This window comes from Candidatus Lernaella stagnicola, from assembly GCA_030765525.1.
GTDB classification, from domain to species: domain Bacteria; phylum Lernaellota; class Lernaellaia; order Lernaellales; family Lernaellaceae; genus Lernaella; species Lernaella stagnicola.
The window spans coordinates 18411-43444 of the sequence record JAVCCK010000042.1 but is presented as its reverse complement, the minus strand read 5'-3'; the positions used below and the strand labels follow the sequence as shown (position 1 = coordinate 43444).

The window sequence follows — 25034 nt, the reverse complement described above, 5'->3', positions numbered from 1 at the left end:
TGGACGAAGGCCGGGATATCACATTTTCCGAAAACGCTAACGGCTTCTATATGACGTGGCGTTTCCCCGCGCGGAGCATTCGGCGTGTGCTGACAGCCGCGCATATAAACCAGTCCAGGCGGGACGCAACCGAGGGAGATTGACAATGGATCACCGTGTAACTATCGGTCGCTACCGTGGCGACACCGGGTGCAAGGGCTGGGTTGAAACCGGCCGCTGGATTATGTTTGAAATGGATGACGGCACGCTCTGCGTTGCCAACAGGCGAAGCGCGACCGGCGCGGTCATCGGAGACATCACCGTCATTCCGCCGAAGTCGAAAGCGGCGTAGGGCGCTCGCAACGTTGGATGGTCCCATTGACCATCGGCCGCGTCGCTCGCGGTAATGTAGTTGCGTCGGTATGGGGGCGTCCGAACGGCGGCGTTGTCGCCAAGTAGGAGCCCCGCTTTTTATCCCAGCATCGAACTATTCGGAAACTCCTAACAGCTGCCCCAGCCCCCGGTGAATGTCCGCTCCACGAATTACCCGTACATATCAGCATGTAAGGTGACACCATGCCCGAACCGAAGCCCTACCGGATCGTCGTCACCGATGCGAACGGCACGACGGCGGCCGCGCTTCTCGATTGCCCCGATATCTATGACGTGGCCCGCGCCGCTTATCCTTTTTTCGGCGGCGTTATCAAGCCGGTGAGAATCGAGGTTGAGCTATTCCCAGCGGAGCGCGGGAAGAAATCGAAACGCTAACTTGGAGGATTCCATGAATCTCGAATTCCTGAAAAAGTTTCTCTCTCGCAAGCTCGGCACGGCGGGCGCGGCTATCGCCATTCTCGCGGCGATCCCGACACCCGACCCGATCACCAACGGCATCCGTATCGCGGCAATTGCCGCCGTGGCTATCGGCTACATGGTGAGCAACGCGATCAAGAAGCCCGCCCCCACGCCGTCTGCCAGCTACTACGATGAGGATATGTACGATGCGTAAAATCGACTGGTTGGTAGTCCACACTGCCGCCGCCGACATCCCCGGCGTCAACGCTAGGACGATCCGGGCTTGGCACCGTCAACGCGGTTGGTCTGATATCGGCTACCACTATGTTATTTGTGACGACGGCGAAATCGAAACGGGCCGTCCTATCGAGCGGCCGGGCGCGCACGCACGCGGCCTCAACACTAACTCTATCGGCGTTTGTGTGACCGGCCACGGTGACAAGCGCGACTTCAACGGGGCGCAATACGCCAGCCTGTACCGGCTGCTTGTCCGCCTCTGCTACGAATACGATATCGAGGCGGTGTACGTCATCGGTCACCGCGAAATTGCCACGTTGGCGGACGCTCCGGACCCGCACAAAACATGCCCCGGCAACGAGGTCGATATGTGTGACATTCGCTCCATGGTAGCCGCGAAACTCGTAGAGGCCTAATGACCACATCCGTTGACTATACCGGCGTCACCGTCAACTATCAGCTATTGATACGCATGACGGCCTTGCTCGGACCCTACAAAGACACGTACCGCCTCTGTGTGGGCCGCACGGCTCACGTCTCAGGCGGTAGCTATGCCGGGACCTACCACGGACTAGCGACGGGTGAGGCTCGCCTTGACGAAGGGGTCGGGACAAAACCGTTCCCTGAATTGCGCCTTCCAGAGTTTACGTTCGCATACGCCCGCGAAGATCAAGACCGATACACGGGCGATATGACCGACTGGCTGCACAATTGCAAGGATAGCGACACGACGGTTTATGTGTACGTATATGAGGTAATAGCGGGCGCGAATCCGGATGATGACGATCTCGTTTTTCTCGGCTTCATTGCTAACGGCGGCGTCACGATTCAGGGCGACCAAGTGGGCATCCGAGCCGACACGCTGCTATCGCACTACGATTTCGAATTGCCGCGCCTCACCTTTGAGGATGTGTACGAGTACGATGATGGAGGCATTTACGTTGGGCGATTGGATCAATCCATTTGGAGTGACTACATCCCGATCCTCTACGGAGATTGGACCGATCAAGCGAGTGAGTTTGCGATCCCCGGCTTTGTGATCGATCACCGGCCCAACCAAAACCTTGTAGCTCGCATCTGCTATCCGAATGATGAAGGTGTCGGTTCCGGGATTGCGTCAATTACCGGCTTATGCCGTTGGACGTGTTCGGGTGGCGACTCTAAGGAAGCATCCGTTGCCGACGTGGAAAACGTCAATTACAGCATCACGGACGCCAGCCTAACGGCGGGCTCATTCACCGCGTTCAACTCGTATAGGGATAACGAGTCAACGTTCACACAAGGCGACCGCTTGACGTCTCAATTATGCTCCGGCAATACGGACGGTGACGGCGATCTACTTGAAAACCCCGCCCTGATTATCCAGGACCTTCTTCTTAGTTATTGCGGCTTGTCGAGTGCCAACGTGGATGCAGTACAGTTCGCCCTTGCGGCGTCGAAAATCCCGTACAAATTCAGGGGATATATTGACAAACGCGAGAAGGCTATCAGCAAAATAATCGCTGACATCTGCCGGGACGCCGGTCTCATTCTCACGGTCGATACGAACAATGACATCACAATCGCCCGGCACAAACTGTACCATTGGACAACTTCACGCGCCGCGTTGTTATCGCTAAACGGCCACAGGGTAGACCACTCGCAGCAAATCACGCCACGCCCCGAAGATTGGCACTATGACGGCATCCGCTTGAAGTACGGCTACCACCCGGCAACCGACACATTCCGCAAGACGGCCACGGCTGGCAGCACCGATTATGACGATGATAAGATTCTCGAAATTGAATCCCGTTGGATATGGCGCGACGTGGACGCGGCGGATATCTTAGACCAATGGTATCGGGCGCTGTTCACCTCGTACCCTACGATGCTGTCGTGCGATATCCCCATGCGCCTAGACGTTGGCTTGAAGAGTTGCGTGTCTTGGAGCGGTGACGGCTTCTCTAGCCGCGTGTTTTACGTGCTACGTTCGGCCCGTAATTGGGCCGGGTGTAGTAGTCAGATCACGGCGGTTGACTCACAGCTTGACCTCCATCGCGGACAGTGGATGGACACGGGCGCTCCTGCGTTTGGCGCTGCTACCGACGCACAGAAGCAAACCAATGGCTTCTGGTATGACACCAAATACTCCAGCTGGAGTCACGACTAATGGACATAGCCGATATCATCCACGCCTCCCTCACAATCGGCGGGTTGGCGATGGTTATCATTGCGCTCATTTACATTGACCGCCGAAACACACCGGTGTGATAAATGATTTTCTCAGCTACCAACTGTATCGCCGCGCCGCTCAAGCGACTGCGCAGCGACACGCGGGTGGACGGAACTTTTTGAACCGCTGTTGAAGCGGGAAGGGATACAGTAAATGGCCTACGAAGATGCGAACGGAAACGCCTATTCGTCGGAAACCGTATCCAGCGGCGACCCGACCCTTGCATCGGATTACAATGCCCTTGTCGAGACGGACCTATTCCAGTTGCGGACAAAGGCGTCCTACCTCGGGTCCACCGAAAACCTATGGACGCGCCATACGCCGCAATACTGCCAAAGCCACCCACACACCGGATCGTTCTACCACATCCCGTTTTTGGCGCTAGACGCGGGGAGTGCAACGTATGATGGGTGTACGATAATCGACCTCTCGGACTATAGCCTCGCCGTTCCCACGTCTGCCCGTGTCGATTGGACGCGGCGGTGGATATATGTCCGCATGTGCGGCAAGGTCAATATCGCTGCGCTCGGAGCGAGTGAAATATGGCCGGGCGATTCCGAGGGTAACGACGCGGGGAGCGGGGACGACGACCTCGTATATTTCCCCCGCGACGGCAACCTCTCAAGCCACGCCTACAGCGCAGACACGTTCTCGCTCACAATCGACACAGGCGCACTGTTTTCCGTCATGTTCGGCTGGTTTTCGGGTGACGCTAGCGCGGCGCATGATAAGGACGTGGCGGTATCGTACGGGGCTAACGACCTGTATACGTACAGCCTGTCATTTAGTGGGGATGAGCTACAAATTGAGGTCGCGAAAACCGGCATAGGTGCCGCCACCGACCTGAGTGTAATCAGCCTTGATATCGCCACATCACCACAGAGTTATTCGCCCTAGAGGTTGAGGCAATAGTCCAGGTATTGGCACGCATTGCCGGGGAACAACTCCGCCATAATTAGGTAGTTAGCGAAGCACGCCCATGTTTCCACCGTGCCGTATCCAAATGGGGGACACTCAGTCCACCAATCAAAACAGTCAAGGATGATTTCACACGCGGCGTCTTCAGTGAACCAGTCATCCGCGCCTGCGTCTGTCAGATCATCGTCATCATCATCACCGCCGCTGTCGTCATCGGACGCCCCGGCGTCATCATCGTCATCGCCGCCGCACGCGACGGCCGACGCTACGAGAAAGGTTATGAGGAAAGAAAGCAAAAACGCGCGGTAAACCAGAGAGCGTGGCATGGAGGTATCCTCCGCGTTGAGTCGTTATTTTGTGTCGTCTCAAAGCATTTGCCGTGCCAAAGCGTAAAAATAAGTAAAAACAAAGGGATAGCGCGGTGCGGGAGAGGGCGGTGTCTGATTTCCGGAATGTGACGTTCGATTTCTGGAAACGGCTGAAAGGATGCAAATGACGAATCCCAAGGACGAACACAATCACAACGGCCTGTATTTGCGTAAGGCGGAGTGTAAGCTCGTGCGTGAATCGATGGAGAGGGAAATGGCGCATATCAAAGAAGACGTTAGGGACGTAAAAAAGACGTTCGATAAAATTATTTGGGTATTGCTGGCCGGATTCGCCGTGAACCTTGGCGGAAGTGTATTGGTAAAAATTCTTTTTGAATAACGATCCAAGTAGATTCGGGCCGGCCGACCGACGCCAAATTCATGGCAAGATCTCGGGCTGCTCGATGGTCACGATGCTCCCGCCTCGATTGCAGGTGAAGTAACTGGCCACGGTCTTATCCGATGGTGGGTGAAGCGCGACGAACGCCGCCATTTCAGCGGCAATGTGTTTTTGCACGGCGGTTTGTTGATCGGCCTGCCATGCCGTCTGGGCGACATCGGACCACAGCGATTCCACGTTGTTGAAAAATTCGCATTCGATGTTGTCACAACCGGGCGAAAACGGCGAGCGAACACGAATGACCAGGTCAAAGGTTTGGCTTTTCGCGTTTGTAAACAAGGGCGTTACGGCCACCTGCGCCAAGCCCTGTTTTGCGGCGAGATCACGCAGCTCTTGTGTCAGAAAGTTCATGTAGAGATCGTGCGGATCGACGATTTGGAGGTCACGGTCGCTCAGGGCGCAGCGTAAATAAATCTGCACGAGGCGGTTATCGCTTGGGGCGCCGTCGTTTAGCAGCAGGATCGAAAGAGGTTGCTTCGCCGGCCAAGTTTGCGTCACCAGCTCTCGCACATCGCGCCCCATATTCTCGAATTCGGAATCCTGACACCGTTTCACGAAATGGAGCGGGAAGCGAATTTCAAAGAACCGTTGGACGTCGTTGAGGCGGGTAAGCGAGAACTTCGCACGGTTTTCTTCATTATAGAAGGTAATCAAGGAAAACTGAAAAACGGCAACAACAACGAGCGCGGCAGCGATGGCCGACGCCGCCTTGCCAAGACGGGCGCGCGGCAATTCGCTCAATGCCACAGCGATCACCAGAGCCATGGCCGGCACTAACGCATGTACGTAATTGATATTTTTTTTTGCCACCAACGAAAGAATCATTAACGGCAACGCCAGCCAGAAAAGCACGGTAATCTTTTTCCAGGACGGTCGATAAAGATAAAGGGGCAAGGCCAACAGAAAAGCGATAGACCAAGCCGGCGAGGCCAACACCCGGTAGATGACCGGCAGATACGCGAAAACCGACTCGGGATGAAGCAACAAATTACCGCCGGCGTATTTCGTCCCCGCCAACTCAACGCCTTCATAGCGCAAATAATCAAAAGCCTTGAACAGCCACGGATGATCGAAGAAAATCAGAAACAGCGCCAAGGCGATTCCGACTCCCACCAAAGCCCTGCGGCGCCGCTTTCCGTCTTCCCCCCAAACACCCTTCAGAAAAACCGGCAGCGATGGCGACCCAACCGCCATTAGCGCAATCATTGCATCGCTGACCGTCCAGCCGAAACGCGGCGTTATCGCCAGCCACGCGCCGTAAGCCGCCGCGTACCCAAGCCGCGTGAAACCCTCGCTTCGCACTGCGAAAAAGCACCCCACCGTGGCGACCATCATGAGGCCAACATCGCAATAGAACAGCCGAGACCACACAAAAATAACGGGGAAAAACGAGGCAAACACGAACGCCATCAGTCCGGCGGGCCAACCGGCCAAATCGCGCGCCACGAGAAACATGAACAACAAGGTGATGAGCATGAAAAACGTCGAGGTGGCCAATAGCGACCGGTACGCGGGATAAATCCGAAAGGCGAGGGCGCCGGCGACGGCGTGTAGATTGGCTCCGTTGACGGCATGGGGCGAGCGCCAGATCGACTTCAACACTTGTCCCGGATCGTCCTTAAAACGTTCGGCCAAGTGGATGCTACCCAGGATGAAACCGTATTCTTCTTCGTCGGGAAGCGCGTGTCGCGGCAAGTAAATGAGATTGACCCCTGCGTGAAACAGCGCGACGGCTACGAGAATCGTCGCCACCGCGGCAATTTGCCAACGCGGCATGGGCTTTCTTTTAGACGGCACGGGGTCGTTCATAAAGCTCAATCTAGCGAAATCGCCAACCGGTTTCCAGCTTGTGTGAGATGCAATCCGCAGCGGCAACCGGCGATGTTGAATATCAATTGGACGCGAGAAGCCGGTTAAGGCGGCGGATGACCTCGATCATCGACCGCACAGTGTGGTAATTCGTTTTCCAGGAATCCCCGAGGTGGTGCCAGAGGGCTCGACCTTCTTGGGTTAGCAACGGACGCCACTCACCGACTTCGTGGTTGATAACGTGGTCGAAAACGAAACGATGAACCGCCTCATACGCGTCTAGATAGTCTTCCCTACCAAAAAGCTCGTAAGCGTCGAGCATTCCCACCAACGATTCCGCCTGCTGCCAGAATTCCTTATCGGTGTCGTATACGCCGCCGCTGTGCGGTCCCTCCACATACACACCACCATGCTTCCAATCGATACCGCTAGCCAGCGCGTGCTCGTAAAGACGGCGCGACACGTCTCGGTGGACGCCTATATCCATTCCATTTTTCCGCAACCCATCACGCAACAACCAGGCGAACTCCACGTTGTGCCCAAACGAGGTTATGTCGTCAGGATTCGGCTTCACGCCGCCGTCGCTGAACCGGTCGTGACCCCAAACGATATCAAAACGAATAAGCGGCCGCGGATGCCAGGCGAAATCGAATTGCGGGATGCCCGTGCCCAATTCCGCGTGCAACATCTTGCCGCATAGCAGCCCGATGACTTCGTGAAGAGCGTCGCGGTGTGTGGCCTCCCCGGTACATTCCGCCAAGGCGGCGAACGCTTCCATCAAATGCATATGGACGTCGAAAGTTTTGCGATCTCCGCCGGCTGCACCGGGCCCGGCCGGTGTCCAGTCGCGTGCAAACATTTCTCGGTACCCGCCGAATTCCGGCTCGCGACAGCGCGCGGCGATCAGATCGAAAGTGCGCGCGGCAAAATCGCGGCCGCGAGGATCGCCGGTGGCGAGCGTGTATTCGCTCAGGCCATAAACAGCAAACGCGTGCCCGTAAAGTACCTTGGCGTCATGGCCGATTTTCCCCGTACGGTCGGCCATCCAATAGAAACCGCCGTGGTCGGGATCCCAAAACTTGGCGAGTAAAAAATCGACGCCGTAACGTGCCAGCGTCGCCGCGCGGCCTTCGCCATAGCCGGCGCGATGCGCTGCGGACATCGTGTAAATGGTCCGGGTTTGCGAGATGAGGGATTTTTCGTCGGTACCGGGATCGTTTCCGTGGCGGTCGGCGTGGGTGAGCAGGCCGCCGTGCCGATCGTCACGGGCTCGTGTCAGCCAGAAGGGCAGCAATTCACGCGTGAGGTGTGCGTGAGCTTCGTCGCGCCATGTCCTGCATTTTGCTGCGAGCGCTTCGTTCATGGCCGAATCAATCGGGGTCGCAGAGTCCGGTGCAGTACTGCACAATTTCTCCGTCGAGCATGAAGTGAAACACCTGCTCCATCACGTGCGGCATGAAAAGCATGTCGAAATGCGATCCGTTGTCGACGTTCGGCGGAACGTTGGTCAACGGCGGTGGATTGGCCAGAACCTGCTCGACCAGATAGTACTGCGCCATGACCGATTCGTTCGTCGGTGAAGCGATAGCGTCCAAACCGGGCGCGTAGTAGATCGGCGGTTCGAGTTGCGGGATGCCGAGGGCCCGGGCCAGCATCTCGGTGGACAGGTTCGGCACTTGGCAATCGCCGATCGACTCCTGCAGCAAGACGATGCGCTCGTCGGGCACGTTGGGTAACGGGTCTTCGTAAAGCAGTCGTGACAGGTTGACCGGGTCGGACATGTCAAAGCGTGTTTGGATGAAAGCGACGCCCATTTGTTGGACGAGCGGGTCCGGGTATAGCAGGTCCATCATCAACTTGATCGGCACCCAGTTCGTCGAGCGCGGGATCATGTTCAGCCACACCGAGCCCGGCACTCCCAACACGCCACGCGTGAAACGATTCGAAATCGCCATGAACGACGTGCCCTGAATGCCGCCCAGGCTGGCGCCGTAGTAGTAAATCCGCTCTTCATCGATCAGAGCGTTTGCTCCGTCCCAAATGGCCGGGTCCTCCGGCAGACTACCAATCGCAAGCTCGGTCATCGTCAGGTTGTTAATTAGCGATTGCTGCAGCCGATCGGTCACGATGGACACACGGTTTAGATCGTAAAGTACTTCATTGAGGATGATTTCCAAGTCGCCCTGAGACAGGCCGATCCAATCCGTTGCGATCATCACCACGCCGGCTTCGTTAGCCAGCGGGTGAATGGACGAACCGATCCCGCCATTCAGGTAGGAACGCCCGCTACCGAAGAGGCCGTGGCCGAATACCACCAACGGCAGCGGCTCGCCGGCTGTTTCAGCCATCTTGGGGATGATCATCGTATACGGGAACCACAGATTTTCCGGCTGGCGGATCGGGTGGTGGTCGTCATCGTAAATGATGTCGTTGTCCTCGGTGAGATACCCCGGGACTTCAAAGTCGCCCTCAACAATACGCAGCAGGTGTTCATTCGGGTTCTCGTAGACATCGGTGATGGTGTATCCCAAACCCGTGCCGAGGATTTCCGGCAGCACGGCCTCGCGCATCGACACCACGGATCCCGTCAGGTACTCCGGACTCGCCACCATGAAATCCCACGCCAGCAACAAGTTGTGCCGCGGGTAACCGCTCGCCTCCAGAAACGTGAACAGTTCTTCGTAATGCGGGCGAATCGCCTCGATTTCTTCGTTCGTGACCGGAATGTTGTCGCGCAGCGCGGCAAATGCGGGCGGCGCCTCGAAAGGCTCCCCGTCATCGTTGGTCAGGTCGGTAGTCAATACGGCGATGTGGCGGGTCGCCATTTGCATCGGTTCCATCGGGCGGACAATCAACGCATAGCGGTCGGGGAAAAGCGGCCGCCGGTTCATGTCCATCTCGGAAAGGAACAGCACGCGTTCGCCCGTATCCGCATTGAACAAGGCGATCGGATTGCCCGGCGCCAACGACTCTTCCAGTTCCAGTTCGTTGGTTAGAAAGTCCCCGTGAACATCGTCGGCGAAATGCAGTATGACCGGCCCGGCCGGTGAAACGCCGTCGGCGGTGTTCGTCGGCGCCATGGCAAAAGGCGGCAGCGTCGGATTGACCGGCAACGTGCCTTCCGGATAGTTCACGCGCACACCGGTGGGGCTGGATGCGTCTTCCGCCTGGAAAAACGCCGACGGATACGGCAAGTAGCATTCTTCGCTGGTCGAGAAGGGATTGCAGCCCTCAATCAGATCCAGCGTGATCGGTTCGACGGTGTCGTTATCATCGTCGTCATCGTTGTCGTCATCATTGTCGTTATCGTCGTCGTCATCGTCGTCGTCATCGTCGTCATCGTCGTCGTTGTCGTCGTTATTGTCGTCGTCATCGTCATCGTCGTCATCGTCGTCGCCTTCGGCTACGTCGTTATCGTCGTCATCGTCGTCGTCACACGCGAAGCCGCCGAAAAGCAGAGAGATCACCAACAGCATCCAAAGGAATTTCGAAAATTTCATTCTGTAAACCCCGACTTGTGGAACCCCGAAAAGAAAGACTAACGATTTCCTGCCGCCGGATCAACGGCGGTTTCGCTAAGACCAACGAAGACCAAAACACGTCCGTTTTGAGAACTCGGCGGCAAAAGCCGACATTCAAGTCACCTTGGATCATGTCGGTTCGATACGATTACAGGCAGAATATTCGGAAGAGATCTGGGCGGGAAGGGTTTCGAACCCCCGACCCCCGGTTTGTAAGACCGATGCTCTAACCAGCTGAGCTACCCGCCCCAAAACGTGCGCGAGAATACCCTTACCCCATCCGGGCGGCAAGCCCGTCAGGCGGGCTCCGGGTGTGGCGCCTCCTCTTCTTCCGGTTCCGATTCGATCAATTGGCCGTACTCCGGCTGTACGACCTGCCCATAATATCGCGCGTAGTAGAACAAGGCCGCGCCGGCGACGAATACAAAAAAGCCAATGTATTGACTCGTCGAAAACGGCGATTCCATGACCGAAAGCGCGCTGCCGCTGGTTGTGCCGAACAAGCCGAGGAATCCGCCCAACGTATACAAAGCGACACCGACCCACTTCAACGGCTGCAGTTTGCCGTCGTTGGCACGGAATAGAAAATAAAGCAAAATCCCCGCGCCGAAGACCGCCAGAAAGATCAACGCGAACGCCGGCACGTGACCGCGAATCTTATCGCCTCGCACGATTTCGACGAGAAAACGATTTACGGCGTAAATCATCAGCAGCAGACCGAACACTTCCCCGTGTCGTTGCTTACGGTTGCGATACCACACCAGCGCGAAAAAGATCAGTAAGCCCGAAAGCCCCATGTAGATTTGCGTCGGGTGCAGGGCTTGGTCGATCCCCCACCACCGCGTCGCCGAGGCGCTCAGCGGAAAGTGTACACCCCACGGCATATGGGTCGGCCCACCGTAACAGCAACCATTAAGGAAACAGCCGAACGGCCGGTGAATTGCCAAACCCAAGCCCCCATAGGGTGCATACAGGTCGATGTATTGCAGTACCGGAATTTTACGGATCGTCAGATACAGCCAAACGAGCAAGATACTGCCGAGAAAGCCGCCGTAGAAAACCAGCCCGCCTTCCCACACCTTGAACAGTTCGAGAAACACTTCCCACGCCGTACGACCTTCGGTGGCGAAGCGCTCGGACCACGTATTGATGATGAACATGATCCGGCCACCGACGATCGTGCCGATGATGATCAGAATCGCGCTGTTGAGCGCGGCGTCGACGTTGATCTGCTCGTATGGAGCGCGCCGCCGCAGCAACGCAAGACTCACCACGAACCCCAACGCCATGGCGACGCTGTAGGTGCGAACCTGATGGCCTAAGATCTCAAATAGGATCGGGTGCAATCGCTTATCTCCTTTCGCGAAGATGTATCCTAAGTTCCGAACCGGACGCGATCAAGGGAGAACTTCAACGGGGCGCTGTTGTCGCTGCCCGGCTCGTGGTGTAATAACGACCCGACGGCCCGTGTCGCGCGTGAGGGACTTTCGGGCCGGGCAGGGGGGCCCTATCACGAACCAAACAAGCGAGTTGGCGCGGCTTCTGGAACGCCGGGACGAAATGGGAGACACCTTCCCGCGTCTCGCCCTGTTTCTCGCCGAGTGCCCTTCCGCCGCCGACCTGCAGCGGATCGCCGCCGAGTTACCGCTGGATTTTGACCGCTTGTTGACCGCGGTGTACGCCTACCTACCGCCCGGCGACACCGTTGCCGAGCCGGTCACCGAACCACCGCGACCCGTACTGCGCGTGCTGCGACACGTGCGCGCCTTCGGTTACGAAACCACGTTGAAAGCCGGCCTGCAGTACGCCGTCGACGAAGATTTCGATTTCGTCGTCGTGGCTGGTCGCGGCGATAAGTTCGATCCCGAAGCCGTCGTTCCTCTACTTGCGGCGGCGGTGTTTGACGGCGCAGAATGCGCACTGGGCGTCACGCAAGCGGGCGAATTGCCCCCGCCCGAAGCGCGCTTGAATCGACGGCTCAACCGAATTTTGCACACTGACCTCGCCGACCACCGCGCCGGCTTCCGCCTGTTTGCCGTACCACTTTTGCGCGAAATACCCCTGCAGGAAAACTCGGACGGTCCCGAACTCGAAACGGAGCTGTTCATCCAATGCAAAATCCTGCGCCGCTTGCCGCGCGCCGTGCCCCTGCCGGTCAAGCGAAGCGGTCGCCGGCCCCTTTCGATGCGGCAGGCGTGGCGCATCCTCGCCGCTGCCCTGGGGTACCGCCTGCATCAATTGCACATCCATCGACACGGCCGGTGGATCATCCAACACGGCGGCAAGTACACATTTAAAAGCTCGCCGCTGGGATCGCATCGCCAAATTCTGGATGCCGTGCCCGCCGGGGCGCGAGTGTTGGACCTGGGCTGCAGCCAAGGCCTTTTGGCCCACGAGTTGGCGAAGAAGGGCTGTCACGTCGTCGGCGTCGACAAGCTGCCGCCGGAGCAAGTGCGCTTGCCCTACGACCACTACCATCAAATGGATTTAGACAACGATATCGTCCAGTTGCCCTACGGTCGCGAATTCGACGTGGTGATTCTTGCCGATGTGATCGAGCACCTGGTTCACCGCGAGACCGCCATGGCCCTGGTGAGGCGGCACCTGACGCCGGAAGGCCGCTTGATCATTTCCACCGGCAACGTCGCCATTTGGTTCTATCGGCTGTCGCTTTTGCTGGGCCGCTTCGAATACGGCCCGCGCGGCATTCTGGACGACACCCACGTGCGCCTGTTCACGAAAGCCACGTTTGAACGCCTCGTGCGGCAGACCGGCTTTGAAATCGTTGAGCGCCGCACGACGCCGTTGCCTTTCGAGATCGTATTTCAAACTCACGCCCACAACCTCTTTATCCGGTTCTTGGACGGCACTTACCACTTCCTGACCCGGCTCTGGCCCGGTCTCTTCGCCTACCAGTTCGTTCTGGAGGCGCGGATCGCCCGCCTGGAAAGCTCCGAAGCGCAATGGCGATGACCGTCGATCCGCTGTCTCTGCTGCGCGAAACCTGCGAGTTGGATCCCTCGCCGGTCGTCGCGGCGTTTGTCGAAGAGTTCCGCCGGCGTTTCAAAGACGGCCTTGCGGCAGTGGTGTTCTACGGGTCGCGTCTGGATAGTGAGACGGCGAGCGGGAATTCTTTTTTCGATTTTTACCTGGTTTGTGACGATTACCGCTCGGTCTTCTCGCGACGCCGCGACCGCTGGTCGGCCCGAGTATTACCGCCGAACGTTTACTTCCTGGAGATCGAACACGAGGGTGAGCCGCTCCGATGCAAGGTCTGCGTGATCAGTGTCGAAGACCTGCGGCGGGAAGTTCACTTCGAGGCGTCCGACCTCTACCATCTCGGTCGCTTTTCCAAACGCATCGGGCTTGCCTGGTATCGTGACACCTTCGAACGCGACGAACTGCTGGGGTGTTGTTGGCAGGCGATGGGCACCATCACCGAGCACGCAGTCAACAAAGTGCCCAACGAATTCACCCTCGACGAGTTCATCACGCAGGCTTTGGCGCTGAGTTATCTGGGCGAGGTGCGCCTGGAAAAGACCGACGAGAAAGTCGCGGCGCTGTTTGCCGCCGCGCCGGAGTTCTACCGCGCGGCCTACCGCGTCCACCTCGATCAATTCTGCGACGCCAACCCCGAATTGTTTCACGCCCGCCAAGCCGAAGACCCGCCCGGCACGTATTTCATGCGCCGCTCGGTGTCGCAACGCGCCGCACTTCACGAGACGACGCGGAGCCTCCTGGCTCGCAGCCGCCGGCGCGGCAAAATGCGGTGGTTCAAAAACATTCTGTTTATCGACAACTGGCTGGATTATCTCTTGGACAAAGTGGAACGAACCTACGGCGTGCGTATCGAACTAACCCCCGCCGAACGTCGCTGGCCGCTTATCCTGGGTTGGCGGCATTACTTCCGCCTGCGCCGCGAGGGAAAAATCAAATAACGCCCCGGCTCAGGCTGCCTCCCGCTTTCGCCGCTTGCCCGCCCAGGCCAAAAGCCCGATCGCCAAAAGCACGACGCCCAACGCCGCCCACTGGTACGACTTGACTGGCTGACCGTCGAAAAGCAGCCAGAAGCACAACGTCGCCACGGTGCCGGCAGTCAGCGAGGTCAGGCGGTTCAAGGTGACGTTGAAGGTCGCTGAACCGTCTTTAAAGAGGAAAAGAAAAACCGAGAAGAACGCGCCAATTCCGAAAACCATTCCGATGAGAATCGCCACCGGTGTAGGGCTGAAGACGCCGGCCGCGAATTCGGCCACCGGCGTCGGATTCCAGCCCGCGAGGTAGGCGATCACGACCGCGCCCATGACGAGGAAAATCGTGCTGGAGGCGGCTATCTGCTCGATGCCGAAAATGGCCTTGTGGTCGGCTTGCGTCTTGAAGCGGTTCAAAATGTAAATGCGGAGGCTGTAGGGAATGATGTAGAACAGCATCGTGATCATGGCGGCCGAGGACTCAAAGAACTTGAAATCGTCCTTGTCGGCCACGAAAATCACGACGCTCATCGCCGCGACAGCCGCCACGACCGCGGCGTTTTCCTGCCAGTACACCGGCTTGGTCACGTGGCCCTGTCGAATCAGAATCGCGTCGACAGCCCGGCTGGACACGATCAGTGCCGAACGCATCAGCACCATCGCCACCATCACCGAAAAACCGTAGGTGTACATCAAAGTCGTCGTGACAATCACGAAACCCGTGCAAATACCGGACGGCACCAGCCAGGCGTATTCCCCGGGTATTCTGCCGCCCCAAACCCGCGGCTCGCGCAGTACGAGGCGTCCCGGCCACCAAAACACCAACACCACCACCATGCAGATCAGCGTCCCGCCGACCGTCGTGTTGAAGGTGACTTCCATGCCGGGCATTTCCTGCGTGATTCGCAGCCAGCGCACGAACGTGCCGTAAACCACATAGGCCGCGAAATAACCCAGGCACAGGCCCACAAGGCTTTTCCAATTGAAACGACTGTTTTGCATGATGTTCCCCTCACGGTCGCGCCGAAGCCCCTGCGAAAAAAAACGACGCCGGCGACACCGGCAAGAGCTGCTTTCGAGTAACTTCGGCGGCTCACTGTACGATATGCGCCCCGACCCAAGCAACGCCGGGAGGTGCGCGAAACGGAATCCGGGAGCATCCAATTCTGCTATTTACAATTCAATCCCAAAATGTGTTAGTTAGTATGTTATGTCCAAACTCAGCTTTATCTGAAAGGAGACACAAGGATGAAAGTCCGGATGTTCTTGGTGCTTTTGTGTGTGTTTGCACTGGCATTGGCAATCGGTTCGTGTAGCTGTGACGACGATGACGACGACAACGACGATAACGACGCTACAGACGATGATACCGGCGGCGATGATGATACCGGCGGCGACTGCAACGGCTATGATTTGTCCATCGAAGGCACGACCACGTCGGCCGAAGCCGGGCAATCGTTGTGGACCGCGTACATCGACATCGACATCGACACCGGCGTTCTTACCGGCGAACTGTGGCCTGACGGCGACGAAGAAGAAGCCTATGACGTGACCGGTTTCCGTCACGACGCGACCAGCGGGGAGATGCAGGGATCCTTCGCGAAACCCGACACCATTCCCGATGCCGTTTGTGCCGCGGATGTTGTCTCCAACTTCGTCGACTTCACCGTTGTCGAGGGCGATTTGGAGGGCGTGGTCACCTTCTACTGCGGCGTGGTCGCAGCGGAAAACGAATTGTTTATCGGTGTGGCCGAAGGGACGATTACCTGCGGCGACTTTGCGATGTAAGCATCGTCGGCCGTCGAGGCCTACGAGCGTTTATGTAAGAAATGAGAGGCGGGCTTCGGTCCGCCTTTTTTGACGCCTGTACGGTTGCTGGCTATCGGGCCTGCGTGGTACTTTAGCCGGCAAGAAAAATAGTTTGTCAGGCTGGACGACCGGCGATGGGGGTATCGTCGGGGCTTAGGCCGAAACAGGGTGGATGCGTGTGATTCTCTTAAAGCAGAACCCGTGGCGTTTCTTTACGTCGAAGAATTTACAGCGAGGCTTTACGATCGCGGTCCTGGCCGCGTTCGCGATGATTATCGGCGTGTTCGCGTTGAATCACTTCCGCCTGCAGCGACCGCTAAAGAAAGTTGTCGGTCAGGACGCGCGGAACCAGGGCGTGCACGCCAAGGCCTACTACGACTCCTATTTCAATACCGGAACCATCGTCTTCGACGTACGCAACGTGGGCGCGCCGGCCGGAGCGGCGGACGTGGTGCGTTCTTTCATCGCCTTCGCGCACGAATTGCAGGGCCGGGATATCGACGAGGTGGTGATCGCCTGGCGCGGCAACCGCAAGGTGAAAATCGACGGCGACGACTTCCTCAGTCTCGGCGCGTCGGTGGGCACGACCACGCCGCGCAAACTGTTGTGGGAATTGGCGCACGATCTGCGCTATCTTAACGGTAAGCAAGTCGTGGCCAATTTGCCCGGCAACTACGCGAAGCTGCTGCAAACAGCCCTGGGCGATGGCAACGAGGAAGCCGCCGCCACGCAATTACTCGGCGCCTTCAGCCAGTAAAACTCGACACCAAATCGGTCGCCGCGACGTCTAATTAGGGAGATCGGTCATGAAAATGCGACTCGTATGCGTCCTGCTCGCCTTATTTTTCGTCTGTGCGACGCTCGCCGCCGCCGACGGCCTCTACGGCGCCTGCTACGGCAAAGGCGGCGAGAAATGCCTCAAGGGCAACCACACGATTTCGACCTCGTGGAATAACAAGAAAGCCTATCCCGACAGCGGCGGTCGCTACTATTTGAATCTCGGCAGCAGTGTCGATAAGCGCATCACCGTCTATTGCGACGGCAAGTCGGTGGGTTCGGTCTATGTCAACGACGACGTGGAGTTCAACGTCCACTGCCGCTAGGCGGCCAAGTGATGTCGGCCCGCGCCTTTATTCCTCGTACATCGCCTCGATTTCTTTGGCGAAAAACACGGTCACCTTCTTGCGCTTGACCTTCATCGTCGGTGTAATCATGTTGTTTTCCTGCGTGAAGACCACCGGCGAAATGTAGAACTTCTTGATCGTCTCGTATTTCGCCAATTCCTGGTTCACGCGGTCGATGGCTTGCTGCATCAACTCGCGCACGGCCGGCAGGGCGACCAGTTCCTCGTTACTCGTGTACGTCAGACCCTTATCCCGCGCGAAATCCTCGAGTTCCGGGAAGGCCGGGGCGATGATCGCCGTGAGGTATTTGCGCCGATCGCCCACGATGTTCACCTGCTCGATAAAGCGGTCGAGCTTCAGCATGTTCTCGATGTTCTGCGGCGCGACGTTCTTGCCGCCCGCGGTGATGATCAGGTCCTTCTTCCGGTCGGTGATCGTCAAAAAGCCGTCAGCATCCAGCTCCCCGATATCGCCCGTATAGAACCAGCCATCCACGATCGCTTCGGCCGTCGCCTCATCCATCTTGTAGTAGCCCTTCATCACATTCGGGCCCTTGCAGAGGATCTCCCCGTCGTCGGCGATCTTCACCGTCACGCCGGGCAGCACCTTGCCCACGGTACCGCGGCGCACCGCATCGGGCGTATTGGCCGCGATCACCGGCGAGGTTTCGGTCAGGCCGTAGCCTTCGTAAATCTCCATGCCCATCGCCCAGAAAAACTCGAACAGTTCCGGCGAAAGCGGCGCACCGCCGCTGATGGCGTACCGCAACTTGCCGCCCAGATTCGCCTTGATCTTCGTGAAGACAAGCGCGTCGGCCAGGTCATATTGCTTTTGCAGCAGGAACGAGATGCCCTTCTTGGCGATCTTGCGCTGGCTGTGCTCGATGCCGACCTTCATCGCCCAAGCGAACAGTTTGCGTTTGACCGTGCCCCCCGACTCGATTTTGCCCATGATCGCCGCGTGGAATTTTTCATAAATGCGCGGCACGCTGATCATCGCCGTCGGCTGCACTTCCTGCAGGTTGGAGCGAATCGCGTCGATCGACTCGGCGTAGCTGATTGTTGCCCCGATGTGCATGGGCGTGAAGTGCCCGGCCATGCGCTCCAAGCTGTGCGACAGGGGCAGGAAACTCAAAAACGACTCTTCGGGTTCGATGGGCATCACGGACATCGCCGCTTCGACGTTGCTGTAGAAATTGCCGTGGGTGAGCATCACGCCCTTGGGATCGCCGGTCGTGCCCGACGTGTAAATCAACGTGGCCACGTCGTCCATCGTACTTTTGCCGATGGCCTGCTCAACCTCTTCGGGCTTGTTGTAGTCGCGGCCCATTTCCCGCAACTGCTTGAGCGACAGCACCCGCTCGTCCTGATCGGTAATGCCTTCGATCGGGTCGAAGATGATGATCTTCTCCACGGTCGGCAGGCTGATCTTGCGGCTGATCAGCTTCTGCAACTGGTTGTTGTTGGAAACCACCACGAAGCGCGATTCGCTGTTGTTGATGATGTAGGCGCATTCCTTCGGAGTGTTGGTGGCGTAAATCGTCGCCAGAATCCCACCCAGGCACTGCGTGGCCAAATCCATCATCGCCCAGTACGGCCGGTTTTCCGAAAGCAGCGAAATGCGGTCGCCGCGTTTGAAACCCAGCGCCAACAGGCCTTGGGCGAGGTCCATGACGATGCGGTCCACCTCACGGTAGCTCAGGGTCGCCCATTCACCGTCTTTCTTGAAACGCATAAACGGCTTGTTGCCGAATTTCGTTGCACTGGTCTTGAACATATGCGCGAGATTTTTATCCTGATCCATCTGCCCACCCCATCTCGGAAGTTGCATAATTAGTGCGGAAAAGTTACGTGCGGACTTTGTACCGGAAGGTGCCGGTCGCGTCAATAAGGGGCAGGCGAAAAGCGAATCATTGCGTGGGCGTCAACCTGCGAAAAAACCGCTTCCCCACGCCTCAACACCCGCAGCCTTCGGTTCTATCAAGAGGGAATCGGTATCAATAAGGTTTCGGCTGGACCGGTCGGTTCGCCCGGTTCGGGCCTTCCGGCGGCTGATTTCGTTGACAGGCCAAAACCGATGTGCAATGAATGCCATGACCTCCATGATTGAGCTTCTTTCGCTGATTTGCGCCAGAGTATCTTCGCCATGCGATTGAACGACGGAAACCGGACTGCCGGGCTTCGCCTAGCCGACCCGGCACTTGATTGTAAGGAGTACACTCATGAAAAGAATTCTGTTGCTTGCTTGTGTGATCGTATTGTCCATCCTGGTGCTTAGCGCCTGCTCCGGTGGACCCAGCCTCAGCGCCGACAAAACAGATGTGAAAACCGGCGAAGCGATTAACGTCACCTGGAAAGCGCCCGGTTCCTATGCGAAAAACGCGTGGATCGGCATTATCCCGGCGTCGATACCGCACGGCAGCGAGGCCGAGAACGACAAACACGACCTGACCTACCAGTATCTTGGCGGCAAAACCTCCGGGGTTTTCACCTTCAGTGCGCCGAAAAAGAAGGGGTCGTACGACTTCCGCATGCACGATACCGACAGCGGCGGCAAGGAAGTCGCCTCGGTGACGTTCACAGTCAAATAGGCGACCCGCGTCCACCAATCGCGGTAGGAGAGGGGTTCGCTTCGTTCAACCGAAAAGGGGGGTGCGCGTATGAGTCGTAAGCTTTGTCTGTTTCTGATCGTGGCGCTATTTATCGCCGCGACCGTCGCCCTAGCGGGGGGCAAATTTGTCGTCGGCCACGCCGTTTACGCCGAGTGGACCGCCAACGGGTGGTACCACGGCAAAATCGCCAAGAAATGCGACGCCGGGTGGCACATCGCCTTTGACGACGGCGACCAGAAATGCTGCGCGCCGAGCCAAATCGTCATAGATGTGGTTCCGCCCAAGGCCATGGTCAAAGTCGGCGTGAAAGTGCTGGCGAAATGGTCGGACGGGCGCTACTACCCGGGGACCGTCTCGGCCATCAACGGCAACAAATATTCGATCGCCTTCAACGACGGCGACCAGGGAACGGTGTCACGGAACCAATTGCGGCTACGTTAAGGGTCGAAAAGGAAGATTGCTTCTAATAAGCGCCGGCAAGCACAACGCATGCTTGTCGGCGTTTTTGCGTGCCGGGCAGGGTGGCGAAATCCGCCTACGGTCGCCCTCGCGTGAGGAACGCATGCAAGAAACCGAGCGTGGCGGGGAGGGGGAGCTTTCTTGTTTGACGCACCGCGCCAGGGGCCGCAGCTTTTACGCTACGGGAAATGAACTTTCCAACCGATTGAAAAATAAGACAAAACATTCCACGACCGGAATGGGGGACTAGACATCCGGTTTCCTTTATGGTTGACAGATGTTGTGGTCGGCCGATAGACTCCGCACAACATATTGGAGTGTGTTCGCAGATCGCAACCAATACGTTCTGTGCCAAGCAACGATGAAACTACGCAGCATGAGGCTGCCGGGCGGCAAAAACGTCCGGCCTCTCAACCGACGGGCAGGGGCAAAACCGGAGGCGAACCGATGGGAATAACCATCGTCCAGAAGAGCGATCTGAGCATCCGCAAGAAAAACGCCAAGACCGCCTTGGTCTTGGCCGGCGGTGCCGTCAGTGGCGGCGCCTATAAGCTGGGCGGCCTCAAGGCCCTGACCGACCTGATGATCAACCGCGATATCATCGACTTCGAGATGTTCGTGGGGCTGTCTGCCGGCGCCTTGATCGCGTGCCCGATCTGCACGGGCATCTCGCCGGAAGAAGTTCTCAAAAGCCTCGACGGACGCTCCGACCGGCTTTCGCAACTCAAACCGCTCGACTTCTACAATCCCAACATCTCCGAATTCATTCAAAAACCCCTGGAACTGACTTTCGACCTCGCGACCACGCTGCCGCGCTTCGGTATCAATTTCCTGTCGATGCTCTTTTCCTCCGACAAGAAATTCTGGGGTCACGTGTCGGATTTCGTCTTTTCGCCGAGCTACAAAAACTTTGATAACCTCGTGAAAATACTGGTGCGCATCGCCGCGGCCAGCCAAAGCATCCCCACCATCACCGACTACATCCCCTCGGGGATTTTCGAAAACAGCCGGCTTGAGGCGTACATTCGCCACAACCTCGAAGCCAATCACGTCAAAAACGACTTCGTCGATCTGTATCACCGGCAGCGCAAAGAGCTCTACATCACGGCCACCAAACTCGATACCGGCGAGCGGGTCGTGTTCGGCCACGATGAAAACTGCGCCCTGACCATCAGCGAGGCCATCCAGGCTTCCACCGCCTTGCCGGGCTTCTACAAGCCGGCGCGCATCAAGGGCATCGATTACGTCGACGGCGCCGTGGCCGCCACGGCCAACATCGACGTGGCTGTCGAACACGGCGCGAGCCTCGTGATTTGCTACAATCCGTTCCGGCCGCTGGAAAACCGCCTCGTGGTGCAGTGGTACAAGGAAATCGACCAGTACATCACCGACAAGCCCCACTTGGCGGCCGGCGGTATGGTCGCGGTGATCAACCAGGTTTTCCGCATGTTGCTGCATCACCGCCTGCACCAGGCGATGCGCTACTACGCCCAGGATCCCAATTTCATGGGCGATATCATCCTGATCGAACCGGGCATCAACGACGTCCAGTTCTTCGAGATGAACCCCGTGGCCTTCTGGCAGCGAGCCAAGGCGGCCGAGCGCGGCTTCCTCTCGGTGAAGCAGTCGCTGGAAGAGCAATACCCGATGCTCAAGAAGATCCTCGGCTCCTACGGCATCGAAACCTCCATGGTCCACATTGAGGAAGACGCCCGCAAAATGGAGTCCACCCCCAACGACGAGGCCGTCATCGGCGTCCTGGGCAAAGAACGCCTCAAACGCGACATCAAGCTGGTGATGTAGCGACCTTCAAAATGCCGCGGAATTAGAAAAACCGGTCAAGAGCTGAACGAAAACAAGCTAAAAACATCCTCCGTCACTACTATCGCCGGATTCGGTCTGGTCGTCGTCATCGCCGGCGGGCGAAACATCGTCGTCATCGTCATCGTCGGTGTCGTCGTTATCGTCGTTGTCATCGTCATCGTCGTTGTCGTCGTTGTCGTCGTTGTCATCGTCATCGTCGTTGTCGTCGTTATCGTCGTTGTCGTCGTTGTCGTCGTCATCCGTTGTTGGCGTTGTGTCGTCATCGTCATCGACCGGTGAGGAGACGTCGGAATACTGGACGGTAAAGATATCCCAAAGCAGACAATCTAACTTGGGGAAGTCCACGTAGAATCGGCAGAGGCCGGCAGTCGCCCACAACCGGCCGGCGGAGTCGAGTGCCAGGTCGATTCCTTCGGAGCCGTATCGGGATTCGTGAACGACGGTTTCGGACAATTCACCCTCGGCATCGAACTGCAGGATGGCGAGGTAATCGTCGAAAGGATTCATCATATCGCCTCGGCTGGTTCCGACGACCGAAACGCCGCCATCGGCACTCGGCTGCAACGCGCGGGTGGAGAAACGATAGAGGGTCGTAGCCCAAAGCAGGTCTCCGGCGGGACTTATCTTGGCGAACGAACGATAGAGGGAGGAGACGTAGACGTTATCGGCGTCGTCGAGGGCCAGGTAATGATGTGGCCGGAAAGAAAGTTGTCCCGGCTTGCTATCCGGCAGGACGACACGCCAAATCAAATCGCCACCGGAAGCGTATTTTGCGACGACGGGTGTCATTGTGTCGTCAATGTCCCCGACCGCCAACAAGTTCCCGGCACTGTCCAGGCGAAGGGCGTAAATTCTTGTGTCGGGCAGGTCGACTCGCCAAAGCATTTCGCCGTCGGCGGTTCGCTTAATGATTGTCGCCGGAAAGGACACGCGGTGGCCTTCCACGCTTACGTAAGACTCGCCCGCATCGGTCACGGCGATTACGCTCCCCATGTCGGGAGTACCCAAATTATAGGGCAGGGTTTCGACCCAAAGTTCGTTTCCCTCGGCGTCATATTTTATCGTCGTGGTGCCGAATAATTCCGTTTCGCACAAGGAAGTGCCGGCAACAAAAACATTGCCCGCGGCGTCGACGGCAACCGCGGTCGGCACGTCTTCCATGTCGGCTTCCGTCCAACGAGCCGTCCAAAGAAGCTCACCGTCGGGATTGTATTTAACGGTGGCGAAATCGAAATCCGTTGAGCCGTTCCATGATGTGCCGGTGACGATGGTGTTGCCCTGGGCATCGACGGCCTGCGCCTGCGGCCAATGGCTTCCGTCGTCGTCGGGGTGATACTGCGCCACCCAAAGTGGTTGCCCGGCCGTATCGTATTTGATGGTGACGAAGCGCGCGTGGTCTTCTCCGGGTGGGCCGTAGGAAGAAAACTTCAAAAGATAACTGGAACCCGTGACAATCGCGTTGCCGTCGGGCGCGATCAAGATAGAAATAGGATAATCCTGCGCCCACCCCCGATGGCTGTAGGCGGCGGCCCATTTTTCTTCCCAATCCGCGTAGCTGGGCGAAGGAAGGATCGCAAGGGTCAGCAGTGCGGCAACGACGAGTAACAGAAAGGGGCGAAGGAAATCTGTGTTCATAATATACCTTTCCGCGTGAACTAAAAAACATTCTCCATGTCACGCTCAACGACTCACCGGACTAAACACACCGAAAACGGCACTTAGGCAATAACCGAATACGTAAAAAACCGGTGCCTAGGATTTAGTTTACTGCTGTAGCTTGCAGAACACAATGTTGTTCATGCTTCAAGAACCGTTCGTTCGGCCTTTTTTCTCCGGAAGAGACGAAGCTGTCGTCGGCGTTCTGGGCCGAGAACGCCTCCAACGCGACATCAAGCTGATGATGTAAGCGGATGTAATCTAATCGCATTCCATGCCGACATGGAAACCAACGCCGACGGCTGCGTTTTCGTCCTTTCGCAAATGGGCCAACTGGGCATCATGTCCCCGAGCGGCAAAACCGGCGTCCTGGACCTCGCGGACGACCTGATCACCCCCGCCGCCCTCGCACTTATGCCGTGAGGTGGGCTGCTGACGCCACTACGCGACAGATTCAATCGGATAGGTCCGACGGAAAACGATTTGCGAATGAAGAACCCATTTCAAGTCTTTTATTTCAAATCGTCATCCTGAATCGTTGCGCCGCAATGCGGGCAAATCGCAGCATTCCGACTCGACGCTTTTTCGAGAAATCCGGCACCGAGTATGGCAGTAGGCAGGGCGAATGTCGTCACGCCGAGTATAGCAATAATCCCTCCTAAAACCTTCCCGACAACGGTGATTGGCGCGACATCGCCGTAACCGACGGTTGTCAGCGTCGCCGCCGCCCACCACATGGCATGTGGAATGCTGGCAAACGCTTCCGGTTGTGCATCTCGCTCACAGAAATACATTGCCGATGAAGCGAGAATGAACAATACGCCTGAAAAAACGAATGATATCGTGAGATCTTCTTTTTTAGATTTTGCTACAGAAACCAACGTGTGGGCAGCAGTCGAATAGCGAAGTGTTTTCATGATGCGGAAGAAACGTAAGAGGCGAAGACTACGCAAAAAGCGAAGATCACCAATCATGCCGAAATAAAAGGGTGCAATGGCCAAGAAGTCAATGATCATGAAAAAACTAAAGGCGTAACGTACTCGTCCCCAAACCGGATGTCGGTATTGCGGCGAAAGCGTGCATGACCATAATCTCAACAGATATTCAGTAGAAAACACCACAACCGAAAAAACTTCGAACGCTCGCAAGGCAGGTCCAATTGACGACTGAACTTCGTCGATAGTCTCCGCAATCACTGCCAGAACATTCAATACGATTAGTGCAAGTATCGCGACATCGAAAGCTCGACTGACACGGTCTTCGGGCGAAGCCTTCTCGACGATTTCATAGATTCTCTTTTGCATGAATTCTCCACACGCTGATTTTTCAAATATATTTCAAGATATG

The 25034-nt window shown here is 57.2% G+C and carries 25 protein-coding genes and 1 tRNA gene; 16 read left to right on the top strand and 10 right to left on the bottom strand.

Annotation, left to right across the window (positions count from 1 at the left end):
* Positions 1 to 145: 145 nt before the first annotated feature.
* The 6 genes from P9L99_19800 to P9L99_19775 all read left to right on the top strand — a co-directional run bounded on the left by P9L99_19800 (position 146) and on the right by P9L99_19775 (position 4117).
* The gene (locus P9L99_19800; protein MDP8225613.1) at positions 146 to 331 is read left to right on the top strand and encodes a hypothetical protein; all 186 of its coding nucleotides are present in this window, start codon (positions 146 to 148) and stop codon (positions 329 to 331) included.
* A 224-nt stretch (positions 332 to 555) separates the two neighbouring features.
* The gene (locus P9L99_19795; GenBank protein ID MDP8225612.1) at positions 556 to 747 is read left to right on the top strand and encodes a hypothetical protein; all 192 of its coding nucleotides are present in this window, start codon (positions 556 to 558) and stop codon (positions 745 to 747) included.
* Positions 748 to 760: 13 nt separating this feature from the next.
* The gene (locus P9L99_19790) at positions 761 to 985 is read left to right on the top strand and encodes a hypothetical protein (GenBank protein ID MDP8225611.1); all 225 of its coding nucleotides are present in this window, start codon (positions 761 to 763) and stop codon (positions 983 to 985) included.
* Positions 978 to 1424 carry an N-acetylmuramoyl-L-alanine amidase gene (locus P9L99_19785; protein MDP8225610.1) on the top strand — a complete coding sequence of 149 codons (447 nt, stop codon included), beginning with the start codon at positions 978 to 980 and terminating at the stop codon, positions 1422 to 1424. The genes P9L99_19790 and P9L99_19785 overlap by 8 nt, the downstream gene beginning before the upstream one ends.
* Positions 1424 to 3157, top strand: coding sequence for a hypothetical protein (locus P9L99_19780; protein MDP8225609.1), 1734 nt, complete (start codon positions 1424 to 1426; stop codon positions 3155 to 3157). Before P9L99_19785 ends, P9L99_19780 begins: the two co-directional genes overlap by 1 nt.
* A 216-nt stretch (positions 3158 to 3373) precedes the next feature.
* Positions 3374 to 4117, top strand: a complete 744-nt coding sequence (locus P9L99_19775) for a hypothetical protein (protein MDP8225608.1) — start codon at positions 3374 to 3376, stop codon at positions 4115 to 4117.
* On the opposite strand, the gene P9L99_19770 is transcribed toward P9L99_19775, so the two are convergent.
* A complete protein-coding gene (locus P9L99_19770; protein ID MDP8225607.1) occupies positions 4114 to 4464 on the bottom strand; it encodes a hypothetical protein in 351 nt (116 codons plus the stop codon). The two genes, P9L99_19775 and P9L99_19770, sit on opposite strands and share 4 nt — an antisense overlap.
* A gap of 166 nt (positions 4465 to 4630) precedes the next feature.
* Between P9L99_19770 and P9L99_19765 the strand changes: the two genes are divergently transcribed.
* Positions 4631 to 4846: a hypothetical protein gene (locus P9L99_19765; GenBank protein ID MDP8225606.1), complete on the top strand. Its 216-nt coding sequence runs from the start codon at positions 4631 to 4633 to the stop codon at positions 4844 to 4846.
* Positions 4847 to 4885: 39 nt separating this feature from the next.
* On the opposite strand, the gene P9L99_19760 is transcribed toward P9L99_19765, so the two are convergent.
* From P9L99_19760 to P9L99_19740, 5 genes are all read right to left on the bottom strand, one after another.
* Positions 4886 to 6682 (bottom strand): hypothetical protein, encoded by a 1797-nt coding sequence (locus tag P9L99_19760; protein ID MDP8225605.1) that lies wholly within the window; start codon positions 6680 to 6682, stop codon positions 4886 to 4888.
* A gap of 115 nt (positions 6683 to 6797) precedes the next feature.
* A complete protein-coding gene (locus P9L99_19755; protein MDP8225604.1) occupies positions 6798 to 8078 on the bottom strand; it encodes an AGE family epimerase/isomerase in 1281 nt (426 codons plus the stop codon).
* A gap of 7 nt (positions 8079 to 8085) precedes the next feature.
* Positions 8086 to 10215 (bottom strand): hypothetical protein, encoded by a 2130-nt coding sequence (locus tag P9L99_19750; protein ID MDP8225603.1) that lies wholly within the window; start codon positions 10213 to 10215, stop codon positions 8086 to 8088.
* 196 nt (positions 10216 to 10411) lie between these two features.
* Positions 10412 to 10485, bottom strand: a tRNA-Val gene (locus tag P9L99_19745).
* A 47-nt stretch (positions 10486 to 10532) separates the two neighbouring features.
* On the bottom strand, positions 10533 to 11582 hold the full coding sequence (locus P9L99_19740; GenBank protein MDP8225602.1) for a prolipoprotein diacylglyceryl transferase: 1050 nt from the start codon (positions 11580 to 11582) through the stop codon (positions 10533 to 10535).
* Between the two features lie 130 nt (positions 11583 to 11712).
* Here P9L99_19740 and P9L99_19735 point away from each other — a divergent pair, with 130 nt between their 5' ends.
* Together P9L99_19735 and P9L99_19730 are read left to right on the top strand one after the other, a co-directional pair.
* Positions 11713 to 13209, top strand: coding sequence for a bifunctional glycosyltransferase/class I SAM-dependent methyltransferase (locus P9L99_19735; protein ID MDP8225601.1), 1497 nt, complete (start codon positions 11713 to 11715; stop codon positions 13207 to 13209).
* A complete protein-coding gene (locus P9L99_19730; GenBank protein MDP8225600.1) occupies positions 13200 to 14174 on the top strand; it encodes a hypothetical protein in 975 nt (324 codons plus the stop codon). Before P9L99_19735 ends, P9L99_19730 begins: the two co-directional genes overlap by 10 nt.
* Positions 14175 to 14183: 9 nt before the next feature.
* On the opposite strand, the gene P9L99_19725 is transcribed toward P9L99_19730, so the two are convergent.
* Positions 14184 to 15206, bottom strand: coding sequence for a hypothetical protein (locus tag P9L99_19725; protein ID MDP8225599.1), 1023 nt, complete (start codon positions 15204 to 15206; stop codon positions 14184 to 14186).
* A gap of 246 nt (positions 15207 to 15452) precedes the next feature.
* On the opposite strand from P9L99_19725, the gene P9L99_19720 reads away from it, so the two are divergent.
* The 3 genes from P9L99_19720 (at position 15453) to P9L99_19710 (ending at position 17116) form a co-directional block, all read left to right on the top strand.
* The gene (locus tag P9L99_19720) at positions 15453 to 15992 is read left to right on the top strand and encodes a hypothetical protein (GenBank protein MDP8225598.1); all 540 of its coding nucleotides are present in this window, start codon (positions 15453 to 15455) and stop codon (positions 15990 to 15992) included.
* Between the two features lie 199 nt (positions 15993 to 16191).
* A complete protein-coding gene (locus P9L99_19715; GenBank protein MDP8225597.1) occupies positions 16192 to 16770 on the top strand; it encodes a hypothetical protein in 579 nt (192 codons plus the stop codon).
* Between the two features lie 49 nt (positions 16771 to 16819).
* On the top strand, positions 16820 to 17116 hold the full coding sequence (locus P9L99_19710; GenBank protein ID MDP8225596.1) for a hypothetical protein: 297 nt from the start codon (positions 16820 to 16822) through the stop codon (positions 17114 to 17116).
* A 27-nt stretch (positions 17117 to 17143) separates the two neighbouring features.
* Here the strand turns inward: P9L99_19710 and P9L99_19705 are convergent, their stop codons facing one another.
* Complete coding sequence (locus P9L99_19705; GenBank protein MDP8225595.1) at positions 17144 to 18940, bottom strand: long-chain fatty acid--CoA ligase; 1797 nt, start codon at positions 18938 to 18940, stop codon at positions 17144 to 17146.
* Positions 18941 to 19358: 418 nt separating this feature from the next.
* On the opposite strand from P9L99_19705, the gene P9L99_19700 reads away from it, so the two are divergent.
* The 3 genes from P9L99_19700 to P9L99_19690 all read left to right on the top strand — a co-directional run bounded on the left by P9L99_19700 (position 19359) and on the right by P9L99_19690 (position 22010).
* Complete coding sequence (locus P9L99_19700; GenBank protein ID MDP8225594.1) at positions 19359 to 19727, top strand: hypothetical protein; 369 nt, start codon at positions 19359 to 19361, stop codon at positions 19725 to 19727.
* Positions 19728 to 19796: 69 nt separating this feature from the next.
* Complete coding sequence (locus tag P9L99_19695) at positions 19797 to 20189, top strand: DUF4537 domain-containing protein (protein MDP8225593.1); 393 nt, start codon at positions 19797 to 19799, stop codon at positions 20187 to 20189.
* Between the two features lie 465 nt (positions 20190 to 20654).
* Positions 20655 to 22010: a patatin-like phospholipase family protein gene (locus P9L99_19690; GenBank protein ID MDP8225592.1), complete on the top strand. Its 1356-nt coding sequence runs from the start codon at positions 20655 to 20657 to the stop codon at positions 22008 to 22010.
* Between the two features lie 57 nt (positions 22011 to 22067).
* On the opposite strand, the gene P9L99_19685 is transcribed toward P9L99_19690, so the two are convergent.
* Complete coding sequence (locus tag P9L99_19685) at positions 22068 to 23666, bottom strand: hypothetical protein (GenBank protein MDP8225591.1); 1599 nt, start codon at positions 23664 to 23666, stop codon at positions 22068 to 22070.
* 303 nt (positions 23667 to 23969) lie between these two features.
* On the opposite strand from P9L99_19685, the gene P9L99_19680 reads away from it, so the two are divergent.
* On the top strand, positions 23970 to 24110 hold the full coding sequence (locus P9L99_19680) for a hypothetical protein (protein MDP8225590.1): 141 nt from the start codon (positions 23970 to 23972) through the stop codon (positions 24108 to 24110).
* An 89-nt stretch (positions 24111 to 24199) separates the two neighbouring features.
* On the opposite strand, the gene P9L99_19675 is transcribed toward P9L99_19680, so the two are convergent.
* Complete coding sequence (locus P9L99_19675; protein MDP8225589.1) at positions 24200 to 24991, bottom strand: ion transporter; 792 nt, start codon at positions 24989 to 24991, stop codon at positions 24200 to 24202.
* Positions 24992 to 25034: the final 43 nt, after the last annotated feature.